The sequence below is a fragment of the Actinomycetospora chiangmaiensis DSM 45062 genome, from assembly GCF_000379625.1.
Lineage (GTDB): Bacteria > Actinomycetota > Actinomycetes > Mycobacteriales > Pseudonocardiaceae > Actinomycetospora > Actinomycetospora chiangmaiensis.
Genome location: NZ_KB903217.1, coordinates 403775 through 425706 on the forward strand (window position 1 = coordinate 403775; position 21932 = coordinate 425706).

Consider the following 21932-nt stretch of genomic DNA (forward strand, 5'->3'; position numbering starts at 1 on the left):
GGCACCGCCGAACGGGGGAGATCGGTCACGTCCTCCGACCACCGCGGAGGGCAGCGGGCATCCGTCGGGCACGGGCATACTGCGGCCGCCGGGGACGGCAGCGCAGCCATACACGAGCAGGGAGCCACCTCATGCCGATCGCGACCCCCGAGGTCTACAACGAGATGCTCGACCGGGCGAAGGCGAACCGCTTCGCCTACCCGGCCATCAACTGCACCTCGTCGGAGACGATCAACGCCGCGCTGCGCGGGTTCGCCGACGCCGAGAGCGACGGCATCATCCAGTTCTCCACCGGTGGCTCCGAGTTCGGCTCCGGCCAGGCCGTGAAGGACATGGTGACCGGCGCGACCGCGCTGGCCGAGTTCGCGCACGTCGTCGCGGAGAAGTACTCGATCAACGTCGCGCTGCACACCGACCACTGCCCGAAGGACAAGCTGGACGGCTTCGTGCGCCCGCTGATCGCGATCTCGCAGGAGCGGGTGGACGCCGGGCAGAACCCGCTGTTCCAGTCGCACATGTGGGACGGCTCCGCGGTCGAGCTGCACGAGAACCTCGAGATCGCCCAGGAGCTCCTGGAGAAGGCCGCGAAGGCCCACATCATCCTGGAGATCGAGATCGGCGTGGTCGGCGGCGAGGAGGACGGCGTAGCCAACGACATCAACGACAAGCTCTACACCGCCGCCGGCGACTACGAGCACACCGTCGACGCCCTCGGCGCCGGCGAGAAGGGCCGCTACCTGCTCGCGGCCACCTTCGGCAACGTCCACGGCGTCTACAAGCCGGGCAACGTCAAGCTCCGCCCCTCGGTGCTCAAGGAGGGCCAGGAGGTTGCCGCGCGCAAGCTGGGCCTCCCCGAGGACTCCAAGCCGTTCGACCTCGTCTTCCACGGCGGCTCGGGCTCGCTGCTCGAGGAGATCCACGAGGCGCTCGACTACGGCGTCGTGAAGATGAACGTCGACACCGACACCCAGTACGCCTTCACCCGCCCCGTCGCCGCGCACATGTTCACCAACTACGACGGCGTGCTGAAGGTCGACGGCGAGGTCGGCGACAAGAAGGTCTACGACCCGCGCTCCTGGGGCAAGGCGGCCGAGAAGGGCATGGCCGAGCGCGTCGTCGTGGCGTGCGAGAACCTGCGCTCGACCGGCCAGTCGCTCTCGAAGTAGCTCTCCCCTCCGTGCCAGGGAAGCGTCGTCGCTGTCATCCAGTGGCAGGAACGCCGCTTCCTGACGCCGGGTCGGGACCGGCCGGGCGGGACCGGGGAGAATCGGGGTCATGACGATCCCGACCGGTCCCTCCGCCGGGCACGGCCACAACCTGCTCGGTCCGCGGCCGACCCTCCTGCCCGCCGACCCCGCGGCCACCGACCGGCTCGACGCCGGGGAGTCCCCGGCCGCGGTGGCGGCGGACCACCCGACGTCGAGCGCCGCCTGGGCGACGCTGGCCGAGCAGGCCCTCGACGCCGGCGAGACGATCGCGGCGTACGCCTACGCCCGCACCGGCTACCACCGCGGCCTCGACCAGTTGCGCCGCAACGGCTGGGCCGGCTTCGGGCCGGTGCCGTGGGAGCACGTCCCGAACCGCGGCTTCCTGCGGGCCGTCGCCGTGCTGGCCAAGGCGTCGGCCACGATCGGCGAGCTCGACGAGGCGACCCGCTGCCGGGACCTGCTCGACGACTGCGACCCCGCGGCGGCGCCTGCGCTGGGTGTGGCCTGAGCCTGCCCTGACGGAACGAGCGGGTCGTTCGTGCAGCGAGACGCCACGAAGGGACCGTTCGTTCCGGGCGGAGCACCGCGCCGAGCCGTATCGACGCGATTTTCAGCGCTCGACCACGGCTGCGGTTCGTCGTCGGTGAGTCGACGCGATTCCGGGCGTGACCGCCGTGCACGTGTGCGGGTGGCGCCGTCCTGACGTCAGACGTCAGGAACGGGCCACGCCGGACGTCAGGACGCCTTCGGCAGCGGACGGTCGGTGACCACGGCCGGGACCACGTCGACGACCAGCGGTTCCGGCACCGCCTGCAGGTGACGCTGAGCGACGGGTGCTGCCACCGGGGCCTCGAGCCGCAGCGGCGGGCGGACGGCGCGGCGACGCGTCGGGACGTCGAGCATCCGGGACTCGAAGCGTTCGAGGAGAACGGCCGCGATCAGCAGCAGGATGGGGATGAGGACCGCGACCAGCATGAACTGGAGCTACCCCCGTCGTCGCGGCCCTGAACCTCATCGTTTCCAGGTCGGTCCGAACGTCGTACGGACCGCTACGGCAGGTGTGGCAGCGCTCACGTCCGCCCTCCACCGAGGACGGCGCACGTTTCCCAGCCGTTCACCGAAGTCACGGGCGGACGAGGTGCCAGTCCTCGGTGTGCCGGTACCAGGAGCGTCGTTCCAGCGGCTTCGGGTCCTCCACGCCGTCCCGGCTCGCGGCCGCGACGGAGCCCGGCCGGATGCCCACGGTGGCCGCGCGGCCGAACGTCGTGTGCTCGCGTGCACGCCGGAACCGGCGCCGCTCGAGCAGCGTGACGGCCACGCCCCCGCCGCCCGGCCCGAGTCCGGTGCGGGTGTCGGCGGCCGGGTCGGGACGCGCGGCGAGCCCGGCGGCCTCCCCGCGCACGAGCTCGTGCTCGTCGCAGAACGAGACCCCGGTGAACGGCCCCACCCGGTGCACGCCCGCGATCACGCCGCCCCGGTCGTCGCGGATCAGCGGGGCGGGCGCCGCCGTCCCGCCGTAGGCGAGGTCGAGCGCCGCGCCCGGCTCCGTCGGCAGGCCCCACACGGCCGCGGCCTCCGACGACGACGCGCCCGGCACGAACCCCACGGCCAGGTCCAGTCGCTCCCGGCGCAGCAGCCGCACGGCCACCGCGGCGAGGGCGGCGTCGGAGCCGGCGACGACGAGCCGGGTCGCGTCGTCGAGCAGCGGGTCCACCTCGGCCCGCGTGGGCACCGCGCCGCAGGCGACCACACCCGTCGTCGGGAAGAGCGGGACGAGGGCGCCCCAGTCGGCGTCGCCGCAGGTCAGCACGACCGTCCCCGCCGGGGGTGCGTGACGAGTGGACAACGACGACTACCCTTCGGGTGCACGGGGCGGACTCGTGCGGGAGTTCAGCACGCGACCCGAGGGAGTCTCACATGCCCGCGATCGTCCTCATCGGCGCCCAGTGGGGTGACGAGGGCAAGGGCAAGGCGACGGACATCCTCGGCGGCGAGGTCGACTGGGTCGTCCGCTACCAGGGCGGCAACAACGCCGGCCACACCGTGGTGCTCCCCGACGGGCAGAAGTTCGCGCTGCACCTGATCCCGAGCGGGATCCTCACCCCGGGCGTCACCAACGTCATCGGCAACGGCGTGGTGGTGGACCCGGCCGTGCTGCTCGAGGAGCTCGCGGGCCTCGAGGCCACCGGCGTCGACACCACGAAGCTGCTGATCAGCGCGGATGCGCACCTGATCATGCCGTACCACGTCGCGATGGACAAAGTCACCGAGCGCTTCCTCGGCAAGTCCAAGATCGGGACGACGGGGCGCGGCATCGGCCCTGCCTACCAGGACAAGGTCGCCCGCGTCGGGGTGCGCGTCCAGGACCTGCTGGACGAGAAGATCCTCCGCCAGAAGGTCGAGGCGGCGCTGGACCTGAAGAACCAGGTGCTGGTGAAGGTCTACAACCGGCGCGCGCTCGACGCCGACGAGGTCGCCGACCAGGTGCTCGCCTGGTCCGAGGGCTTCGCGCACCGGATCGCCGACACGCGGCTCGCGCTCAACCAGGCGCTCGAGCGCGGCGAGACGGTGCTGCTGGAGGGCTCGCAGGGCACCCTGCTCGACGTCGACCACGGCACCTATCCCTACGTGACCTCGTCGAACCCGACGGCGGGCGGCGCGTCGGCCGGCTCGGGCATCGGGCCGACGCGCATCGACCGCGTCATCGGGATCCTGAAGGCCTACACCACGCGTGTCGGGTCGGGCCCGTTCCCGACCGAGCTCTTCGACGCCGACGGCGAGTACCTGCGCAAGCAGGGCGGCGAGTTCGGCGTGACGACGGGGCGCTCGCGCCGGTGCGGGTGGTTCGACGCCGTCATCGCCCGGTACGCGACCCGGGTCAACGGCCTCACCGACATCTTCCTGACGAAGCTGGACGTGCTCTCGAGCCTGCCCGAGGTCCCGATCTGCGTCGGGTACGAGATCGACGGCAAGCGCGTCGACGACATGCCGATGACGCAGTCCGACCTGCACCACGCGACGCCGGTCTACGAGCGGATGCCCGGCTGGTTCGAGGACATCTCGGCCTGCCGCGACTTCGCCGACCTCCCGCAGGCGGCGCGGGACTACGTCGAGCGGATCGAGGAGCTCTCGCTCGCGCCCGTGTCGGCGATCGGGGTGGGCCCCGGCCGCGACGAGACCATCACGCGACGCTCGTCGGTGGTGTGACCGCTCACGTAACCTGGTCGGGTGGGCGCGTGTGAACACCTGATCGCATCGAAGGACGTCGACGCACCGGTGCCGCCGGCCGAACGCGGAGCGCCCGGCCTGATCTGCCCGGACTGCCGCGAGGCGGGCTACGAGGTCTGGGCGCACCTGCGCATGTGCCTGACCTGCGGGCACGTCGGCTGCTGCGACTCCAGCCCGCACCGGCACGCGTCGTCGCACTTCACCGACACCGGGCACCCGGTGATGGAGTCCTTCGAGCCGGGCGAGTCGTGGCGCTGGTGCTACCTGGACCGGCGGCTCCTTCCCTAGGTGGCCTGCACCACGTCTTTCGCCCGATCGGCGCAGTCCTTGCCGAAGGACCGAGGGGTAACCCGCGCCTGCTGCGACCCGACCGTGGTCGAGCAGGGGGTGCGGCGTGAGCAGCAGCGGGCTCTACGGCAGTGAGCTGGGCGGCGGGAACACCCGGCGGGCGGCGACCGCCGAACTGATCGGCACCTTCCTGCTCGTGTTCACCGGGACGGCGGTCGCCGTCTCCGCCGCGACGGGCCGCACGATCGCGGGCCAGCCGTCGAACTCGCTCGCGGTGGCCCTCGCCTTCGGTCTCGTGCTCGTCGCCCTCGTGTCGGCCCTCGGGCACGTCAGCGGGGCGCACCTCAACCCGGCCGTGACGGTCGCGCTCGCGCTCACCCGGAAGTTCCCGTGGCGCACCGTCCCCGCCTACGTCGTCGCCCAGCTGGTCGGGGCCGTCCTCGCGTCCCTGCTCGTCTGGGCGGTGTTCGGTGACCAGGCCCGCTCGACGGCCTCCCTCGGCGCGACCACCCCGGCCAACGGAGCCGCCGCCTGGCAGGTCCTGCTCGTCGAGGTCGCGATCACCTTCCTGCTCATGTTCGTGATCATCTCGGTGGCGACCGACGACCGCGTCGCCCCGGCCGCCGTCGGACCGGCCGTCGGATTCGCGCTGGCCGCGGCGGTGCTCATCGGCGGGCCGGTCTCGGGCGGTGCGGTGAACCCCGCCCGCGCGCTCGGCCCGATGCTCGTGTCCGGCAGCCTCGACGCCTGGTGGGCCTACCTCGTCGGCCCGCTGGTGGGCGCCGCCCTGGCCGCGCTGGTCTACGACCGCTTCCTGGCCCAGGCGAGCGCGCCGGAGCCCGAGCCGGAGTCCGCCACGCCGGCGGTCGACCCGCAGTGGGGCCCGACGGAGAAGGTCACCCAGGAGTAGGTCCGCGTCGTCAGGATCAGGCCACTCCGGCAGAGCTGTCCCGACGACGGGTCGCGCCGCCACGGGACGCGGGTGAACACCGGGTGGCCCGGGCCGACCCCGTAGGGTCCAGCGTCGTGCGCGTCCTGGTCATCGGGTCCGGAGCCCGCGAACACGCCCTCCTGCTCGCCCTGGCGGCCGACCCCGCGGTGACGGCGCTCGCCGCGGCGCCCGGCAACGCCGGGACGGCGGCCGTGGCCGAGCACCCGGGTCTCGCCGACCCGTCGTCGGGAACGGCGGTGGTGGACCTCGCGCGGCGGTGGCGGGCCGACCTCGTCGTGGTGGGCCCCGAGGCACCGCTCGTAGCAGGCGTGGGCGATGCCCTGCGCGAGGCCGGCATCCCCTGTTTCGGGCCCTCGGCGCAGGCGGCGCGGATCGAGGGGTCGAAGGCGTTCGCGAAGGACGTCATGGCGGCGGCGCAGGTGCCGACGGCGCGCGCCGAGGTCGTCGACACCCCCGCCCGGCTCGACGCCGCGCTCGCCCGGTTCGAGCCGCCGTGGGTGGTCAAGGACGACGGGCTCGCGGCGGGGAAGGGCGTGCTGGTCACCGTCGACTACGACGACGCCCGCGCGCACGCCATGACCGTGCTCGAGGCGGGCCACCCGGTGCTGCTGGAGTCCTACCTGGACGGCCCCGAGGTGTCGTTGTTCTGCTGCGTCGACGGGACCGACGTGGTGCCGCTCGTCCCGGCGCAGGACTCGAAGCGGCTCGGGGACGGCGACGTCGGGCCGAACACCGGCGGGATGGGCGCCTACGCGCCGCTGCCGTGGGCACCGTCGGGGCTGGTGGACGACGTGGTCGCGACGGTCGTGCGGCCGGTCGCCGAGGAGATGGCGCGGCGCGGGACGCCGTTCTCCGGGCTGCTCTACGCGGGGCTGGCCCTGACGTCGTCGGGCCCGCAGGTCGTGGAGTTCAACTGCCGGTTCGGGGACCCGGAGACCCAGGCGGTGCTCGCGTTGCTGCGCTCGTCGCTGTCGTCGCTGCTGCTCGCGACGGCCACCGGCCGGCTCGGGGCGGAGCCCGCGCCGACGTGGGCGGACGGCTACGCGGTGACGGTCGTGATCGCGGCCGAGGGGTATCCGGGCGCGGTCCGGACCGGCGAGGTGATCACCGGCTCCGACGGCGACGGCGTCCTGCACGCCGGGACGCGCCGCCGCGACGACGGGGCCGTGGTGTCCTCGGGCGGCCGGGTGCTCTCGGTGGTGGGCACCGGCTCGACGCTGGAGGAGGCCCGCTCCGACGCCTACCGGCGCATCGACGGCATCCGGCTCCCGGGCGCGCACTGGCGGACCGACATCGGGCTCGCGGCCGCGGAGGGACGGGTCGGGCTCGCGCTCGGCTGAGTTCCTGACCGGGTTCTCCGAACGGCCACCACGTCGCGCGGCGTCGACCTAATCTGCCGCGCATGCCCGACGTCGTCTACGGCACCGCCGCCCTCGAGCAGGCGCGCGCCGAGGTGGCCGCGCACGCCCGGCGCCTCCCCGCGCTCGCCGACCGGCTGGGGCCGGTGGGGCCGTCGTCGGGGGTCGCGGGACTGGAGTCGGCGGGGCTGCTCGCCGGGGCGCTCGCCGACTGCCGGGCCGCCCTGGAGACCGAGCTGACCGCCGCGGGCGCCCGCCTCGACGAGACCGACCGGGCGCTCGACGCCACGCTGCGGGCGATGCAGTCCGCCGACGCGGACACCGCGGCATCGCTGGGCGCGCGCTCCTTCGCCGCGGGGACGCGGGGCTTCGCCTCGCTCGGGTAGGGCGCGATGGCCGGGTGGGGGTACGACGTGATCGGGGCGCTCGATGCCACGCCCGGTACCGAGGAGCTCCGCACCATCGCGGCCCGGGTCGAGCGCGTCGACACCGGGGCCCTGGCCGACCTCGCCCGGCGCTACGCCTCCCTCGCCGAGGGCCTGGACACCTCGGTGCGGGCGGTCGCGACCCGGGGCGACGGGGTCGGGCGAGCCTGGCAGGGACCCGGCGCCGACGCCTTCGCCCGCTACACCGCCGACTTCGCCCGGGCCGGCTCCGGCACCGGCGAGGCCGCCCGCCACGTCCAGGGCGAGCTCGCGGGCCTCGGCCGGACGCTCGCCGCCGTGCGCGAGGAGGTCGCCGGGCACGTCTCCGACGCCCTCGACCTCGCGCGTGCCCGCCCGGCCGAGGTCCGGGCCGCCGTCGCGACCCCCACCGCCCGCGCCCGGGCCGCCGTGGACCGGGCCGAGCAGGAGGTCGCCGAGTGCGCCCGTCGGCTCCGCGGCATCGCCGACGGGTTCACCGGCTTCTCCCGCCTGCGCTCCCCCGACGCCGGCGTCATGTCGGCGTCCTCCGGCGCGACCTCCCGCTGGACCGACCGCCGGGGCGCGGTCATCGGCGCCGACGACCCGGTCCAGGCAGCCCGCATTCTCGACGGCGGGTCGGGCGGCTCGGGCTCGGGTGGCTCGGGCTCGGACGGTGGCTTGGGCTCGGGCGGGGATGCGGGTAGTGGGACCGGTCACGACGGCGCCGGTCCTGCGGACAGTTCCGACGCGGACCGCGGGTCGTCCGACGGCGACCACTGCTCCCGGGCGGACGCGGCCGATCCCGGCAACGCGGGGCGCTACGACACGGGTTCCGACGGCACGGGCGGCGCGGAGTCGGGGGGTGGCGTGCACTCGGGCGTACAGGGGAGCGGTGGCGCCTCCGACCAGGACCGGAGTGGTGCTGACCCCGGTCAGGACGATGCCGACGAGGACGGCAAGGCCGAGGACGGCAAGGCCGACAGCAACACGGACGAGGGCAAGGCCGACGGGAAGGACGCCGGCCAGCCGACCGGCACCGCCGCGTCGTCGGGAAGGGGTGGAGTGGAGGACTGGATCCGGCAGGCGACCGCGATCCTCGCCGAGAACGGCGTCGACGCCGACACGATGAAGCCCGAGGACATCGCGACGATCATCGAGCACGAGTCCGGCGGCGACCCGGATGCGGTCAACAACTGGGACTCGAACGCCGACAAGGGCACGCCGTCGAAGGGTCTGATGCAGACGATCGGGCCGACGTTCGAGGCGAACAAGCTGCCGGGGCACGACGACATCACCGATCCGGTCGACAACATCATCGCGGCCGTCCGCTACGCCATCCGGCGGTACGGCTCGGTGAGCGAGGTCCCGGGCGTGGAGGCGGTGGCCCGGGGCGAGGACTACGTCGGGTACTGATGAGGCGTGACCACGATGCGCCGCCCCTCGACCCGGGCCCAGGTCCCGCCGTTCCACGTCATGGACGTCTGGGCGGCGGCCGCCACGAGGGCCCGCACCCACGGGGACCTGGTCAACCTCTCCGCCGGGCAGCCGTCGACGCCGGCGCCGGTCGACGTCCGGCAGGCCGCCACCGATGCGCTGGCCACGCAGGTCCTGGGGTACTCGGGCTCGCTCGGGGTGACCGAGCTGCGTGAGGCGATCGCCGACCACCACCGCCGCCGCTACGGCGACGAGGACGTCACGGCAGACGACGTCGTCGTGACCACCGGCGGTTCGGGCGGATTCCTGCTCAGCTTCATGGCGGCGTTCGACGCCGGGGACACCGTGGTGCTCGCCCGGCCCGGCTACCCCTGCTACCGGAACATCCTCGCGAGCCTCGGGTGCGACGTCGTCGAGCTCGCCTGCGGGCCCGAGACCCGGTTCCAGCCGAGCGTCGCGATGCTCGAGGCGCTGCCGGAGCCGCCGGCCGGGCTGATCGTCGCGAGCCCCGCGAACCCGACGGGCAGCGTCATCGAGCCCGAGGAGCTCGCCGCCCTGGCCAGCTGGTGCGACGAGCACGGGACCCAGCTGATCAGCGACGAGATCTACCACGGCATCGAGTACGAGACCGGCCCCGCGACGGCGTCGGCGTGGAGCACCAGCCACGAGGCCGTCGTCGTCACGAGCTTCTCGAAGTACTGGTCGATGACGGGCTGGCGGCTGGGCTGGCTGCTCGTGCCCGAGCGGCTGCGCCGTGCCGTCGACGTCATCTCGGGCAACTTCACGGTGTGCGCCCCGGTCCCTGCGCAGATGGCCGCACTGCACGCCTTCACGGACGCCGCCTACGCCGAGGCCGACGCCCACGTCGGGCGCTACGCGATCAACCGGCAGCTGCTGCTCGAGGGGCTCCCGCAGATCGGGATCACCCGGCTCGCCCCGGCCGACGGCGCGTTCTACGTCTACGCCGACATCGGCCACCTCACCGACGACACCCTCGCCTTCGGGCAGCGCATCCTCGCCGAGACCGGGGTCGCGGTCGCCCCGGGCATCGACTTCGACCCGGTCGACGGCCACACCTGGATCCGCTTCTCCTTCGCGGGCGCCACGGACGACGTCCGCGAGGCCCTCGACCGGCTCGGCCGCTGGATTCCGACGCTGTAGACGGTCGTGATCAACGGACCCTCAGCGGGCTCCCGGTGGCCCCGGGACCCCGCTGACGGTCTGTTGATCATGCTTCGCGTCGGCCACGATGTGGCGTTCCTGCCACTGAATGACAGCAACGACGCTTCGCTGCCACGGCGGATCCGGCACTCAGCGGGGCGGCCGCACCGCCGCGACCGCCAGCCCGATGACGGCGCACGCGACGAACGCGGTGACGGCCCCGAACGTCCCGGTCAGGCTCCCGACGACGGGTGCCCCCACCGCCTGCCCGAGGGCGATGACGAGGAACGCCAGGCCGACGCCGAAGGACGACCGGTCGGGGTAGAGCCGGGTGGCCCAGAGCAGCAGGAAACCGGTCACGCACACGTAGGACGCGCCGAATCCCGCCGCACCCACGACGACGGCCACGGGCGTGCCCGGCGCGAGCGCGAGCAGCAGGGTCGACCCGGCGAGCACGCCCACGACGACCGTCCAGGACCGCGCGGGGCCGAGGCGGTCGGCCAGATCGCCGCCGAGCGCGCCGAGGAAGCCGGCCGCGCCGAGCACGATCCACAGCGTGGTCGAGCCGGCCGCGGACCACCCGCCGACCGTGGTCAGCAGGTCCCGCCCGAAGGTCCACACCGCGATGCTCGCGACCCCCAGGCCGAGTGCGGCGACGACGAGGCGCACGGTCCCCCGGCGCACACCACGGGAGCCCTCGTCGGGCGGCGTCCCCTCGACCGGCACGGTCCGCGCGACCCACACCGTCACGAGCGCGGCGATCACCGCGAACAGCCCCCAGGCCAGACGCCACTGCCCGACGAGCAGCAGCGCGACCGGCCCGGACACGAGCACACCGATCCCGGTGCCGGCGTTGACCACCGTCTGCGCCCGGTCCCGCGCCGAGGACGTGACCCGGCGCGTCACGGCCGCAGCGAGCGGCGGAGAGGCGAGTCCCGTGCTCGACCCGGCGACCAGCACACCGGCGGCCAGGACGGACGTGGTCGGAGCGAGCGCCACGGTTGCCGTCCCCACCGTGGCGACGACCCCCGCCGCGACGGCCATCCGGCGCGGCCCGACGCGGTCGGTGAGAACGAGCGCCACCACGATCGCGACGCAGTACCCGACGTAGCTGCCCGCCCCGATGACGCCGGAGAGGGTCGGCCCGAACGCGAAGGTCCGCTGCAGGTCGGGCGCGAACAGGCCGTAGGCGAACCGGGCGAGCCCGTAGGAGGTCCCGATGAGGGCGGCGCCGGCCCCGACCATCGACCAGGGCACGGCGGGCGGGACGGCGGTGCGGACAGCGGTGTGGACGGCCACGGCGCGGCTCCAGGAATAGAACGATCGCTTCAGTATGCCCAGTCTTCCCCGCCGAGCGCAGACATGAAACGATCGCTCTATGCCAACCCGTGCCCGCCACCGTCTGCTCGCCGCCGCCGACGAGCTCTTCTACGCGCGGGGCATCGCGGCGACGGGCGTGGACGCCGTGATCGGGCGGGCCGGTGTCGCCCTCGGGTCGCTCTACAACAACTTCGGCGGCAAGGACGGGCTGGTCACGGCCTACCTCGACGCCCGGCAGGCCCGCTTCGAGCAGCTCTGGGACGACCTCGTCGCGGCCCGGACGGACCCCGCCGACCGGGTGCTCGCGCTGTTCGACGCCTTCGCGACCTGGGCCGAGGGCGGCAACCGCAACGGCTGCGCCGACGTCGCCGCCGTGACCCAGCTCGAGGAGACGGCGCCCGGGCACGCGGCGGCGCTGCGGCACAAGCGCGCCGTCGCGGACCGGCTCCGCCCCCTCGTCGTCGCGACCGGCGCGCCCGACCCCGACGGGCTGACCGCGGACCTCCTGCTGATCCACGAGGGCGCCCTCAGCGCGCTCGCCCTCGGGCTGGACCCCGACCCGGTCGGCCGCGCGCGCCGCCTCGCCGCGCGGCTGCTGACCTGAGACCCGTCGTCAGGAAGGCACCGGCAGCGCCGCCGTGCGCTCCAGCACGGCCTCGACGTCGTCGCGCGAGACGTCCCGGTGCGTCACGAACCGCACGCCCGGCCCGAACGGCACCGCCGCCACGCCGGCGTCCGCGAGCTTCCCGACGACGGGTCCGGGCTCGGGCGTCGTCACGAGGACGATGTTGGTGTCGGGCGTCGACACCAGCCAGCCCTGCTCGCGCAGACCGTCCGCGAGCCGGGTGGCGTTCGCGTGGTCGTCGCGCAGGGCGTCGCGCTGGTCCAGGGCGACGAGCCCGGCGGCCCCGACCACGCCGCCCTGCCGGATCCCGCCGCCGAGCATCTTGCGCAGCCGCCAGGCCGCGGACACGAACTCCGCGGACCCGCCGACCACGGATCCCATCGGCGCACCGAGCCCCTTCGAGAGGCACACGCTGACGGTGTCGACCCCCGCGACCAGCGTCGACGGGGAGACGTCGAGCGCGACGGCCGCGTGCCAGAGCCGTGCCCCGTCGAGGTGGATCCGCAGGCCCGCCGACCGTGCGGCCTCGACGAGCGCGACGTGCTCCCCGACCGGCGTCACCGCTCCGCCCGCGGCGTTGTGGGTGTTCTCCAGGCACAGCAGTCGGGACCGCAGGCCGAAGTACGGGCCCGCGACGCCCGCCGTCGTGATGACGTCCTTCGGGTCCGGTCGTCCGGGACCGGCCGACCAGGGCAGCGGGGCGGGCAGGCCGCCGGCGAGCCAGGCCGAGGTGCCGAGCTCGGCCTCGAGGACGTGCGCGCCGACGGGCGCGAGGAACCGGTCGCCGCGCTCCAGGTGCCACATCAGCGCGATCGTGTTGGCCATGCAGCCGGTCGGCGTCCACAGCGCCGCCTCGACGCCGAGCAGCTCCGCCACGCGGGACTGCAGGGCGGCGAGGGTGGGGTCGCCGTCGAGGACGTCGTCGCCGACGTCGGCGTGCGCCATCGCCTCCCGCATCGTCGGGGACGGCTTGGTCACGGTGTCGGAGCGCAGGTCGAGCACGTATCTATGGTGGTCCCGTGATCCCGAACGTGCTCGCCGCCCGGTACGCCTCGCCCGCCCTGCGCGACCTGTGGTCGCCCGAGCGCAAGGTCGTCCTCGAGCGGGAGCTGTGGCTGGCGGTGCTCACCGCCCAGCGCGACCTCGGGATCGACGTGCCCGACGGCGTGCTCGAGGACTACCGCCGGGTGCTCGACACGGTCGATCTGGACTCGATCGCCGCCCGCGAGCGGACGACCCGCCACGACGTGAAGGCCCGCATCGAGGAGTTCGACGACCTCGCCGGCCACCAGCACGTGCACAAGGGCATGACGAGCCGCGACCTCACCGAGAACGTCGAGCAGCTGCAGATCCGGGACTCGCTGCGGCTCGTGGCCGACAAGACCGTCGCGGTCCTCGCCCGGCTCGCCCGCCGCGCGACCGAGTACTCCGACCTCGTGATGGCGGGCCGCAGCCACAACGTCGCCGCGCAGGCCACGACGCTGGGCAAGCGGTTCGCCTCCGCCGCGGACGAGACGCTCGTCGCGCACCGGCGGCTAACCGAGCTGATCGACCGGTACCCGCTGCGCGGGATCAAGGGGCCGGTCGGCACCGCGCAGGACATGCTGGGGCTGCTCGACGGTTCCAGCGCCAAGCTGGCGGACCTCGAGCGGCGCGTCGCCCACCACCTGGGCTTCTCCGAGGTGCTCACGAGCGTCGGCCAGGTCTACCCCCGCTCGCTGGACCACGACGTGCTCTCCGGGCTCGTCCAGCTGGCGGCCGGCCCCTCGTCGCTCGCCACGACGATCCGCCTCATGGCCGGGCAGGAGCTGGTCACCGAGGGGTTCCAGGCCGGCCAGGTCGGGTCGAGCGCGATGCCGCACAAGATGAACACCCGCTCCTGCGAGCGCATCAACGGCTTCGCGATCGTCCTGCGCGGCAACGCCTCGATGGTCGCCGAGCTCTCCGGGCACCAGTGGAACGAGGGCGACGTCTCCGACTCGGTGGTCCGCCGCGTCGCGCTGCCCGACGCCTTCTTCGCGATCGACGGCCTGCTCGAGACCATCCTGACGGTGCTCGACGAGTTCGGCGCCTACCCGGCGGTCATCGCCCGCGAGCTCGACCGCTACCTGCCCTTCCTCGCGACGACGGCGGTACTCATGGCCGCGGTCCGCGCGGGGGTGGGCCGCGAGACGGGACACGAGATCGTCGGCGAGCACGCCCGGGCCGTCGCCCTGGACATGCGCGAGCGCGGGATCGAGGGCAACGACCTGCTCGCCCGGCTCGCGGCGGACCCGCGGCTGAGCGTGTCGGAGGCCGACCTGCGGGCCGCCGTCGCCGACCCGGCCGCCTTCGTGGGCGCCGCCGGGGCGCAGGTGGCCGCGATCGCGGAGCAGGTCGAGGGCATCGTCGCGAAGTTCCCCGAGGCGGCGGCGTACGCCCCCGGCAGCATCCTCTAGCGTCGTCGGCCGTGGTGAGCCTCGCGGACTACCCGCACCTCGCGTCCGGGAAGGTCCGTGATCTCTACGAGGTCGACGACGAGACGCTGCTCCTCGTCGCGTCCGACCGGATCTCGGCCTACGACCACGTGCTGTCGTCCCCCATCCCCGACAAGGGGCGGGTGCTCACGGCGCTGTCGGTGTTCTGGTTCGGCCTGCTCGGCGGCGCCGACGCGGCGTCGCCGCCGGTCGCCCACCACCTCCTCGCGGCCCGCGACGAGCGGATTCCCGACGAGGTGCGGGGCCGGGCGCTGCTCGTGCGTCGCCTCGAGATGGTGCCGGTCGAGTGCGTGGCGCGCGGTTACCTCGCCGGGTCGGGCACCGTCGACTACCGCGCCACCGGTGCCGTCTGCGGCGTCGAACTGCCCGACGGGCTGACCGAGGCCTCGATGCTGCCGGAGCCGATCTTCACCCCGGCGACGAAGGCCGAGATGGGCGAGCACGACGAGAACGTGTCGTTCTCCTATGTCGCGGACCTCGTCGGGGCGGAGCTGGCCGGCGCGCTGCGGGACGCGACGCTCGCCGTCTACGCCCGCGGGTCGGCCTACGCGGCGAGCCGCGGGATCATCCTCGCCGACACCAAGCTCGAGTTCGGCCGCGACGCGTCCGGCGCGCTCGTGCTCGGCGACGAGGTGCTCACCCCCGACTCGTCGCGGTTCTGGCCCGCCGACGCCTACGAGCCCGGGCACCCGCAGGCCTCGTTCGACAAGCAGTACGTCCGCGACTGGCTGACCTCCCCCGAGTCCGGCTGGGACCGGCACTCCGGTGATGCGCCGCCGCCGCTGCCGGAGAAGGTGGTCGAGGCCACCCGTGACCGGTACGTCGAGGCGTACACCCGGATCACCGGCCAGCAGTGGCCCCCGGCTCTTTGAGCCGCCTGCACACGGCGTTCACCTGCCCGGCACATTCGTGGGGCTTGATGGTGGCGTGCAGCGTCTCCTGGTGTCCGTCACCGGCCTGACCCCCGGGGCCCCGCTCGGCTCGGCCGTCGCCCTGTGCGACGCGCTCGACGAGCGCCGCGTCCCGCTGACGCTGCTCGTCGGCCCGCGCCCGCACCCCGAGGTCGCCGACTTCGCCGCCGCCCGCCGCCGCGCCGGTGACGCGGTGCTGCTCCACGGCTTCCGCTCGGTGCACGACGACGCCCGCCCCTACCGCCGCCTGCCCGTCCTCGAGGCCCGGCTGCGTCTCGCCGGCGCGTCCCGCTCCGCCGAGGCGCTCGGCCTGCCGGTCGACGGGTTCGCCGCCCCGGGCTGGACCGTCTCACCCGGCACGCGCGTCGCCCTCGCCGAGGCCGGCCTCGACCTGCTCCTCGACGACGCCGGCGTCCGCCGCCTCGGGGGCCCGACGACGGGTCTCGCGGGTCCCGTTGTCGAGCCCGGTCGTCCCGCGCCCGAGGGATGGCGGGGCCGGCTCCGCCGCACCCGTCGTCCGGAACCGGTGGCGGAGCTGCTGCACCTCACCGTCGACCCCTCGGGCCCGGCGCAGCCGCTGCTCGACGCGGTCGACGCCGCGCTCACCGCGGGCGCACTCCCGGTGGCGGCGACCGACGCCGTCGGGCGCCGGCGCACCCGCCGCTCGGCCGACGGGTCGGTGGACCCGGAGTTCTGGTCGACGACGGCGTAGGTGCTTCGCATGTGAGCACTTTCCGTGGCTCCCGCCACGGAAAGTGCTCACATGCGGCCCGCGCACCCGCTGTGGTCCACTCCACGGCGTGACGATCGAGATGGATCCCGAGGTGGCCGCGGCGATGGCCCCGATCGCGGCGGCCGCGGCGAACCAGACCCCGCCACCGGCCGGCGACTGGCAGACCCGCCGGGCCGCGGTCGACGAACTCATCGGCTCCGCCACCAGCGCGTGGGTGCCGCCGGCGGACGTCACCGTCACCGAGCTCGAGGCCCCCGCGGCGGACGGCACCGCGATCGGGATGCGGCTCTACCGGCGCGAGGGCGAGCAGCCCGGGTCGCTCGCGGTGTACGTCCACGGCGGCGGCATGTTCCTGTGCTCGATCGACACGCACGACCCGATCTGCCGCGTGTACACCCACCTCTCCGGGGTACCGCTGCTCTCGGTCGACTTCCGCTTCGCGCCGGAGCACCCGTACCCGACGTCGGTGGAGGACGTGTACACCGCGCTGCTCTGGGCGGCGGAGCACGCCGACGCGCTCGGGGTCGACCCCGAGCGCATCGCGATCATGGGCGACTCGGCGGGCGGCGGGATGGCGGCCGGCGTCGCGCTGATGGCCCGGGACCGGGGCGCACCCGCCCTGGCCGCCCAGATCCTCGTCTACCCGATGCTCGACGACCGGACCACGACGCCGGACGGCGAGATCGAGCCGTTCGCGATGTGGTCGACGGACGACAACATCACCGGGTGGGGCTGCCTGCTCGGCGCGGCCGCCGGCGGGCCGGACGTCCCGGAGTACGCCGCGCCCTCGCGGGCGACCGACCTGAGCGGCCTGCCGCCCACCTTCATCGACGTCGGGCAGCTCGACATCTTCCGCAACGAGGACGTCGACTACGCGGCCCGGCTGGCGCAGGCCGGGGTGGGTGTGGAGCTGCAGCTCTACCCCGGCGTCCCGCACGCCTTCGAGGTGTTCGCCCCGCGGGCCGCGGTGGCGCAGCGGGCGCTGGCCGCGCGGGTGCGCGCGCTGCGGGAGGTGTGAGCTCCGCTCTCAGGCGCAGTAAGTGGGGTCATCACCCCTCTGCTCACGGGGCGGTAGCCACCCCTCGAGGCAGGACCCGCACGTCGGTACCCGACGGCGAGAGCGAGTCGAACAGGCCGTAGTGCAGGTCGGGGTTCGCGAGGACCGCCTCGTGGATCGGCACCGCGACCGGCGGGGCGACCGCGCGCAGGTAGTCCACGGCCTCCGACAGCTTCAGCCACGGCGCGCCCGTCGGCAGCAGCAGCACGTCGACGCCGGCCGGCACCGGGACGTAGGCGTCGCCGGGGTGCATCACGGTGCCACCCTCGGCGCGCAGCACGTAGCCGTTGTTGGGGATCACCGGGATGTCCGGGTGGATCACGGCGTGCTCGCCGCGCTCGGCGCCGACCACCTCGATCGACGTGCCCGCGATGGTGAACGTCTCGCCCGGCTCGCGGCGGGTGTGGTCGATGCCGCGCTCGCGCAGCACGCCCGCGGTGCCGTTGTCCACGATCAGCTCGGCGTCCGGGTTCTGCTCGAGCAGCGCCGGGAGCTTGTCCACGTCGAGGTGGTCGAAGTGCTGGTGGGTGACGAGGATCGCGTCGAGCCCCTGCAGCGTCTGCCAGCCCTCGGAGAAGGCGCCGGGATCGAGCAGGACCCGGGCGGATCCGGTGTCGACGACGACGCAGGCGTGCCCGAGGTGGACGAGTTCGGTGGCGGTCACGACCCCAGCCTTCCCCGGGGGCCGTCCCGGGCAACCCGGTACCCTGGACGGCGTGGCACGAGTGATCGTCGACGTCCTGCCGAAAGCCGAGATCCTCGACCCGCAGGGCCAGGCGGTGGCCCGGGCGATGGGCCGGCTCGGCGTGTCCGGGGTCGCCGACGTCCGCCAGGGCAAGCACTTCGTGCTCGAGGTCGACGACTCGGTGGGCGACGCCGAACTGGAGCGGATCGCCGAGTCGCTGCTCGCGAACCCGGTGATGGAGGAGTGGGTCGTGCGTCGGGAGGGACAGCAGCCGTGAGTGCGCGGATCGGGGTCATCACGTTCCCCGGCACCCTCGACGACGTCGACGCCGCCCGCGCCGTGCGCTACGCCGGCGCCGAGGCGGTGTCCCTCTGGCACCGCGACACCGACCTGCAGGGCGTCGACGCGGTCGTCGTGCCCGGCGGGTTCTCCTACGGGGACTACCTGCGGGCAGGCGCGATCGCGGCCCGCTCGCCCGTGATGGGCCCGGTCGTCGACGCGGCCCGCCGCGGGATGCCGGTGCTCGGGATCTGCAACGGCTTCCAGATCCTGTGCGAGGCCGGCCTGCTCCCGGGCGCGCTCGTGCGCAACACCGGCCTGCGCTTCATCTGCCGCGAGATCCGGCTCCGGGTGGAGGCGGACACGGCCTGGACCTCCGGCTTCGAGGTCGGCACGGCGATCACCGTGCCGCTGAAGTCGGGCGAGGGGCGCTTCGTCGCGGACGGCGAGACGCTCGACCGGTTGGAGGGCGAGGGCCGGGTGGTGTTCCGCTACGCGGAGCCCGCACCGAACGGGGCGCTGCGCGACATCGCCGGCATCTCCTCCGCCGACGGCCGCGTCGTGGGCCTCATGCCCCACCCCGAGCACGCGATCGACCCGCTCACCGGGCCGGGCGCGGACGGCCTCGGGCTGTTCACCTCCGTCCTCGGCCGCCTCACGGCAGCAGCGTGACCCGCAGCTCCCACAGGTCGGCGTAGATCATCAGCATCCGGCCGCCGAGGTGCAGGACCAGTCCCCGCATCTCGTCGGGACGCTCGACGTGGGAGACCACACGGTCGACGTCCTCGAGCGCGTCGCCGACGACCTCGTCGAAGGGGGCGATCCGCCCGACCGGCAGCCCTTCCTCGTCGTCGAACGGCGCGGGCAGGACCGGGACGACGGTGTCGCCCCGCGACCCGGGCGCGATCGCGAGGACGATCGGCTCGTCGTCCGCGCCGGCGAAGACGAACTCGAGCATTCCCCGGGAGGGGTCGACGTAGCGGGCGACGGAGGCGGGGACCCGACCCTCCACGTCCATCCGGTGGCGACGGACCGCGACGAGTTCGCGGTCGAGGACCACCGCCAGGGCGGCGAGCGGGTCGGTGCGCGGGGCGTCCGCCACCTCGGTGGCGAGCACGGGCGCGGCCGGCGCGGCGATGTCGGCGGACATCGGCGCGACCCACTGCGCCCGCACGGCGGCGGCCCGCTGTGCGGAAGCACTCACGGAAGCTGCGGTCATGCGTTCACTATGAACGGGGGGTCCGACAGTCATGGTGATTGCGCGACACGCCACGCGGCAGACTCGCCGAGAAGTCGTAACCGGGCCACGAGCGGCCACCCGAACGACGGACACGGTGGGCAACCGAGTTGTGCGGTCGGTGACGTACGACGAGTGACCGGTCGAACACCGTGTCGATCTTGTTCAGTCGTTCGGGCCGTTTCGATCACCGGTCAAGTGGGCACCGACACGCTCCCGGCGCCCGGCGACGCGCGTCAGTAGGGTTTCCGGTGTGACTGTGCAGGACCAGGCCACCGGTACTCCGTCCCTCGACACGGTCGCGAACGCCGCCGCGACCCCGGAGCACGAACAGCCGTACGCCGCGCTCGGGCTCCGGGACGAGGAGTACGCGCGCATCCGGGAGATCCTCGGTCGTCGTCCCACCGACGCCGAGCTCGCCATGTACTCGGTGATGTGGTCCGAGCACTGCTCCTACAAGTCCTCGAAGGTCCACCTCCGCCGCTTCGGCGAGACCACCACCGAGGAGATGCGCCGCCACCTGCTCGCGGGCATCGGCGAGAACGCCGGGGTCGTCGACGTCGGGGACGGCTGGGCGGTCACCTTCAAGATCGAGTCGCACAACCACCCCTCCTACGTCGAGCCCCACCAGGGCGCGGCGACCGGGGTGGGCGGCATCGTCCGCGACATCATGGCCATGGGCGCCCGCCCGGTCGCCGTCATGGACGGCCTCCGGGTCGGCCCGCTCGACGCCCCCGACACCGCCCGGGTGCTGCCCGGCGTCGTGTCCGGCGTCGGCTTCTACGGCAACTGCCTGGGCCTGCCGAACCTCGGTGGCGAGGTCGTCTTCGACCCCACCTACGCCGGCAACCCGCTGGTCAACGCCCTCTGCGTCGGCGTCCTGCGCACCGAGGACCTCCACCTCGCCTTCGCCTCCGGCGTCGGCAACAAGATCGTGCTGTTCGGCGCCCGGACCGGGCTCGACGGCATCGGCGGCGTCTCCGTCCTCGCCTCCGAGACCTTCGGCGAGGGCGGTGAGGGCGCGGGCCGCAAGAAGCTCCCGAGCGTCCAGGTGGGCGACCCCTTCGCCGAGAAGGTCCTCATCGAGTGCTGCCTCGAGCTCTACCACGCGGGCCTCGTCGTCGGGATCCAGGACCTCGGCGGCGCCGGGCTCTCCTGCGCCACCAGCGAGCTGGCGAGCGCCGGCGACGGCGGCATGGAGATCGACCTCGACCAGGTCCACCTGCGCGCCGAGGGCATGACCCCGGCCGAGATCCTCTCCTCGGAGTCCCAGGAGCGGATGTGCGCCGTCGTCACCCCGGAGAACGTCGACGCCTTCATGGCCGTCTGCGAGCGCTGGGACGTCACCGCTCGGGTGATCGGTGAGGTCACCGACGGCGAGAACCTGCGCATCCACGCCGGCGGTGAGGTCGTCGTCGACGTCCCGCCGCGCACCGTCGCCCACGACGGCCCCGTCTACTCCCGCCCCTACGCCCGTCCGGCCTCGCAGGACGAGCTCCAGGCCCTCACGACGACGGGTCTGGCCCGCCCGGTCGGCCCGGCCGAGCTCGCCGAGCAGATCGTGACGCTCGCGTCCTCCCCGCAGCTCGCCTCCCGCGCCTGGGTCACCGAGCAGTACGACCGCTACGTCCGCGGCAACACCACCGCCGCGACTCCCGCCGACGCCGGCGTCCTGCGCCTCGACGAGTCGAGCGACCGGGGTATCGCCCTCGCGATCGACTGCAACGCCCGTTTCTGCCTGCTCGACCCGCGGGAGGGTGCACGGCTGGCGTTGGCCGAGGCGGTGCGCAACGTCGCGGCCTCCGGGGCCCGCCCGGTCGCGGTCTCCGACTGCCTGAACTTCGGGTCGCCCGAGGACCCGGCCGTGATGTGGCAGTTCGCCGAGGCGGTCGACGGCCTCGCGCTGGCGTGCGCCGAGCTCGGTATCCCGGTCACCGGCGGCAACGTCAGCTTCTACAACCAGACCGCGACGACGGCGATCCTGCCGACCCCCGTCGTCGGGGTCCTCGGGCTGGTCGACGACGTGCACCGCGCGGTGCGGCACGGGTTCGGCGCCCCGGGCGACGCGGTGTGGCTGCTCGGCGAGACCGCCGACGAGCTCGACGGCTCGGCCTGGGCCGGTGTGGTCCACGACCACCTCGGCGGCCGCCCGCCGCGGTGCGACCTCGCCGCCGAGGCGCGGCTCGCGGGCGTCATGGCCGAGGGTGCGGCGCGCGGCCTCTTCTCCGGCGCCCACGACCTCTCCGACGGCGGCCTCGCCCAGACCCTCGTCGAGTGCGCCGTCGACTCCCGGATCGGCGCGGCCGTGACGCTGCCGCCCGGCGAGCTCGACCCCGCCGCCGCCCTGTTCTCGGAGTCCGCCGCCCGGATGCTGGTCTCGGTGCCCGCCGCGGCCGAGGCCGACCTGGCCCGGCTCTGCGTCGAGGTCGGGCAGCCCGCCGCCCGGCTCGGCGAGGTCGGCGGCGACACGCTCGCCATCGACGGGGTCGCCCCGCTCGACGTGGCCGAGCTCGTGATCGCCCACGCCGCGACGCTGCCGTCGGTCCTCGACGCCTGACCTCACCCCCCGGGTGCA

General features: G+C 74.1%; 23 protein-coding genes. 17 read left to right on the forward strand and 6 right to left on the reverse strand.

Annotated features, from left to right (window positions below; translation table 11 throughout):
- The first annotated feature begins 131 nt into the window (after positions 1-131).
- Both fbaA and A3CO_RS0101980 read left to right on the forward strand, forming a co-directional pair.
- Complete coding sequence (fbaA, locus tag A3CO_RS0101975) at positions 132-1166, forward strand: class II fructose-bisphosphate aldolase (RefSeq protein WP_018330552.1); 1035 nt, start codon at positions 132-134, stop codon at positions 1164-1166.
- 109 nt (positions 1167-1275) lie between these two features.
- Positions 1276-1716: a DUF3151 domain-containing protein gene (locus tag A3CO_RS0101980; protein WP_018330553.1), complete on the forward strand. Its 441-nt coding sequence runs from the start codon at positions 1276-1278 to the stop codon at positions 1714-1716.
- A 227-nt stretch (positions 1717-1943) separates the two neighbouring features.
- On the opposite strand, the gene A3CO_RS0101985 is transcribed toward A3CO_RS0101980, so the two are convergent.
- Together A3CO_RS0101985 and A3CO_RS0101990 are read right to left on the reverse strand one after the other, a co-directional pair.
- Entirely contained in the window at positions 1944-2183 is a 240-nt protein-coding gene (locus tag A3CO_RS0101985; RefSeq protein WP_018330554.1) for a hypothetical protein, read from the reverse strand.
- A 148-nt stretch (positions 2184-2331) separates the two neighbouring features.
- Positions 2332-3018 (reverse strand): hypothetical protein, encoded by a 687-nt coding sequence (locus tag A3CO_RS0101990; RefSeq protein WP_018330555.1) that lies wholly within the window; start codon positions 3016-3018, stop codon positions 2332-2334.
- Between the two features lie 107 nt (positions 3019-3125).
- Between A3CO_RS0101990 and A3CO_RS0101995 the strand changes: the two genes are divergently transcribed.
- The 7 genes from A3CO_RS0101995 (at position 3126) to A3CO_RS0102025 (ending at position 10033) form a co-directional block, all read left to right on the forward strand.
- Positions 3126-4415: an adenylosuccinate synthase gene (locus A3CO_RS0101995; RefSeq protein WP_018330556.1), complete on the forward strand. Its 1290-nt coding sequence runs from the start codon at positions 3126-3128 to the stop codon at positions 4413-4415.
- 21 nt (positions 4416-4436) lie between these two features.
- Positions 4437-4724 (forward strand): UBP-type zinc finger domain-containing protein, encoded by a 288-nt coding sequence (locus A3CO_RS0102000; protein ID WP_018330557.1) that lies wholly within the window; start codon positions 4437-4439, stop codon positions 4722-4724.
- 106 nt (positions 4725-4830) lie between these two features.
- Positions 4831-5634: an MIP/aquaporin family protein gene (locus tag A3CO_RS29625; protein WP_018330558.1), complete on the forward strand. Its 804-nt coding sequence runs from the start codon at positions 4831-4833 to the stop codon at positions 5632-5634.
- A gap of 116 nt (positions 5635-5750) precedes the next feature.
- The gene (gene purD, locus A3CO_RS0102010; protein ID WP_018330559.1) at positions 5751-7016 is read left to right on the forward strand and encodes a phosphoribosylamine--glycine ligase; all 1266 of its coding nucleotides are present in this window, start codon (positions 5751-5753) and stop codon (positions 7014-7016) included.
- Positions 7017-7078: 62 nt separating this feature from the next.
- Positions 7079-7420: a hypothetical protein gene (locus tag A3CO_RS0102015; protein WP_018330560.1), complete on the forward strand. Its 342-nt coding sequence runs from the start codon at positions 7079-7081 to the stop codon at positions 7418-7420.
- Between the two features lie 6 nt (positions 7421-7426).
- A complete protein-coding gene (locus A3CO_RS38895) occupies positions 7427-8851 on the forward strand; it encodes a transglycosylase SLT domain-containing protein (RefSeq protein ID WP_018330561.1) in 1425 nt (474 codons plus the stop codon).
- 15 nt (positions 8852-8866) lie between these two features.
- A complete protein-coding gene (locus A3CO_RS0102025) occupies positions 8867-10033 on the forward strand; it encodes a pyridoxal phosphate-dependent aminotransferase (protein ID WP_033413505.1) in 1167 nt (388 codons plus the stop codon).
- Between the two features lie 150 nt (positions 10034-10183).
- On the opposite strand, the gene A3CO_RS0102030 is transcribed toward A3CO_RS0102025, so the two are convergent.
- Entirely contained in the window at positions 10184-11332 is a 1149-nt protein-coding gene (locus A3CO_RS0102030) for an MFS transporter (RefSeq protein WP_018330563.1), read from the reverse strand.
- A gap of 79 nt (positions 11333-11411) precedes the next feature.
- Here A3CO_RS0102030 and A3CO_RS0102035 point away from each other — a divergent pair, with 79 nt between their 5' ends.
- A complete protein-coding gene (locus A3CO_RS0102035; RefSeq protein ID WP_018330564.1) occupies positions 11412-11957 on the forward strand; it encodes a TetR/AcrR family transcriptional regulator in 546 nt (181 codons plus the stop codon).
- A 9-nt stretch (positions 11958-11966) separates the two neighbouring features.
- Here the strand turns inward: A3CO_RS0102035 and A3CO_RS0102040 are convergent, their stop codons facing one another.
- The gene (locus A3CO_RS0102040) at positions 11967-12935 is read right to left on the reverse strand and encodes a threonine aldolase family protein (protein WP_157647005.1); all 969 of its coding nucleotides are present in this window, start codon (positions 12933-12935) and stop codon (positions 11967-11969) included.
- Between the two features lie 62 nt (positions 12936-12997).
- On the opposite strand from A3CO_RS0102040, the gene purB reads away from it, so the two are divergent.
- From purB to A3CO_RS0102060, 4 genes are all read left to right on the forward strand, one after another.
- Positions 12998-14416 (forward strand): adenylosuccinate lyase, encoded by a 1419-nt coding sequence (purB, locus tag A3CO_RS0102045; protein WP_018330566.1) that lies wholly within the window; start codon positions 12998-13000, stop codon positions 14414-14416.
- A gap of 11 nt (positions 14417-14427) precedes the next feature.
- Positions 14428-15327: a phosphoribosylaminoimidazolesuccinocarboxamide synthase gene (locus tag A3CO_RS0102050; RefSeq protein WP_018330567.1), complete on the forward strand. Its 900-nt coding sequence runs from the start codon at positions 14428-14430 to the stop codon at positions 15325-15327.
- Positions 15328-15382: 55 nt separating this feature from the next.
- Entirely contained in the window at positions 15383-16078 is a 696-nt protein-coding gene (locus A3CO_RS35215) for a DUF2334 domain-containing protein (RefSeq protein WP_018330568.1), read from the forward strand.
- Between the two features lie 88 nt (positions 16079-16166).
- Entirely contained in the window at positions 16167-17117 is a 951-nt protein-coding gene (locus A3CO_RS0102060; RefSeq protein WP_018330569.1) for an alpha/beta hydrolase, read from the forward strand.
- 43 nt (positions 17118-17160) lie between these two features.
- On the opposite strand, the gene A3CO_RS0102065 is transcribed toward A3CO_RS0102060, so the two are convergent.
- On the reverse strand, positions 17161-17820 hold the full coding sequence (locus A3CO_RS0102065) for an MBL fold metallo-hydrolase (protein WP_018330570.1): 660 nt from the start codon (positions 17818-17820) through the stop codon (positions 17161-17163).
- 52 nt (positions 17821-17872) lie between these two features.
- On the opposite strand from A3CO_RS0102065, the gene purS reads away from it, so the two are divergent.
- A complete protein-coding gene (gene purS / locus A3CO_RS0102070) occupies positions 17873-18118 on the forward strand; it encodes a phosphoribosylformylglycinamidine synthase subunit PurS (RefSeq protein ID WP_026204199.1) in 246 nt (81 codons plus the stop codon).
- Positions 18115-18792, forward strand: a complete 678-nt coding sequence (purQ, locus tag A3CO_RS0102075) for a phosphoribosylformylglycinamidine synthase subunit PurQ (protein ID WP_018330572.1) — start codon at positions 18115-18117, stop codon at positions 18790-18792. Before purS ends, purQ begins: the two co-directional genes overlap by 4 nt.
- On the opposite strand, the gene A3CO_RS0102080 is transcribed toward purQ, so the two are convergent.
- Complete coding sequence (locus tag A3CO_RS0102080; RefSeq protein ID WP_157646931.1) at positions 18776-19339, reverse strand: hypothetical protein; 564 nt, start codon at positions 19337-19339, stop codon at positions 18776-18778. The genes purQ and A3CO_RS0102080 overlap by 17 nt on opposite strands.
- A 277-nt stretch (positions 19340-19616) precedes the next feature.
- Here A3CO_RS0102080 and purL point away from each other — a divergent pair, with 277 nt between their 5' ends.
- Positions 19617-21914: a phosphoribosylformylglycinamidine synthase subunit PurL gene (gene purL / locus A3CO_RS0102085; protein WP_018330574.1), complete on the forward strand. Its 2298-nt coding sequence runs from the start codon at positions 19617-19619 to the stop codon at positions 21912-21914.
- Positions 21915-21932 lie beyond the last annotated feature (18 nt).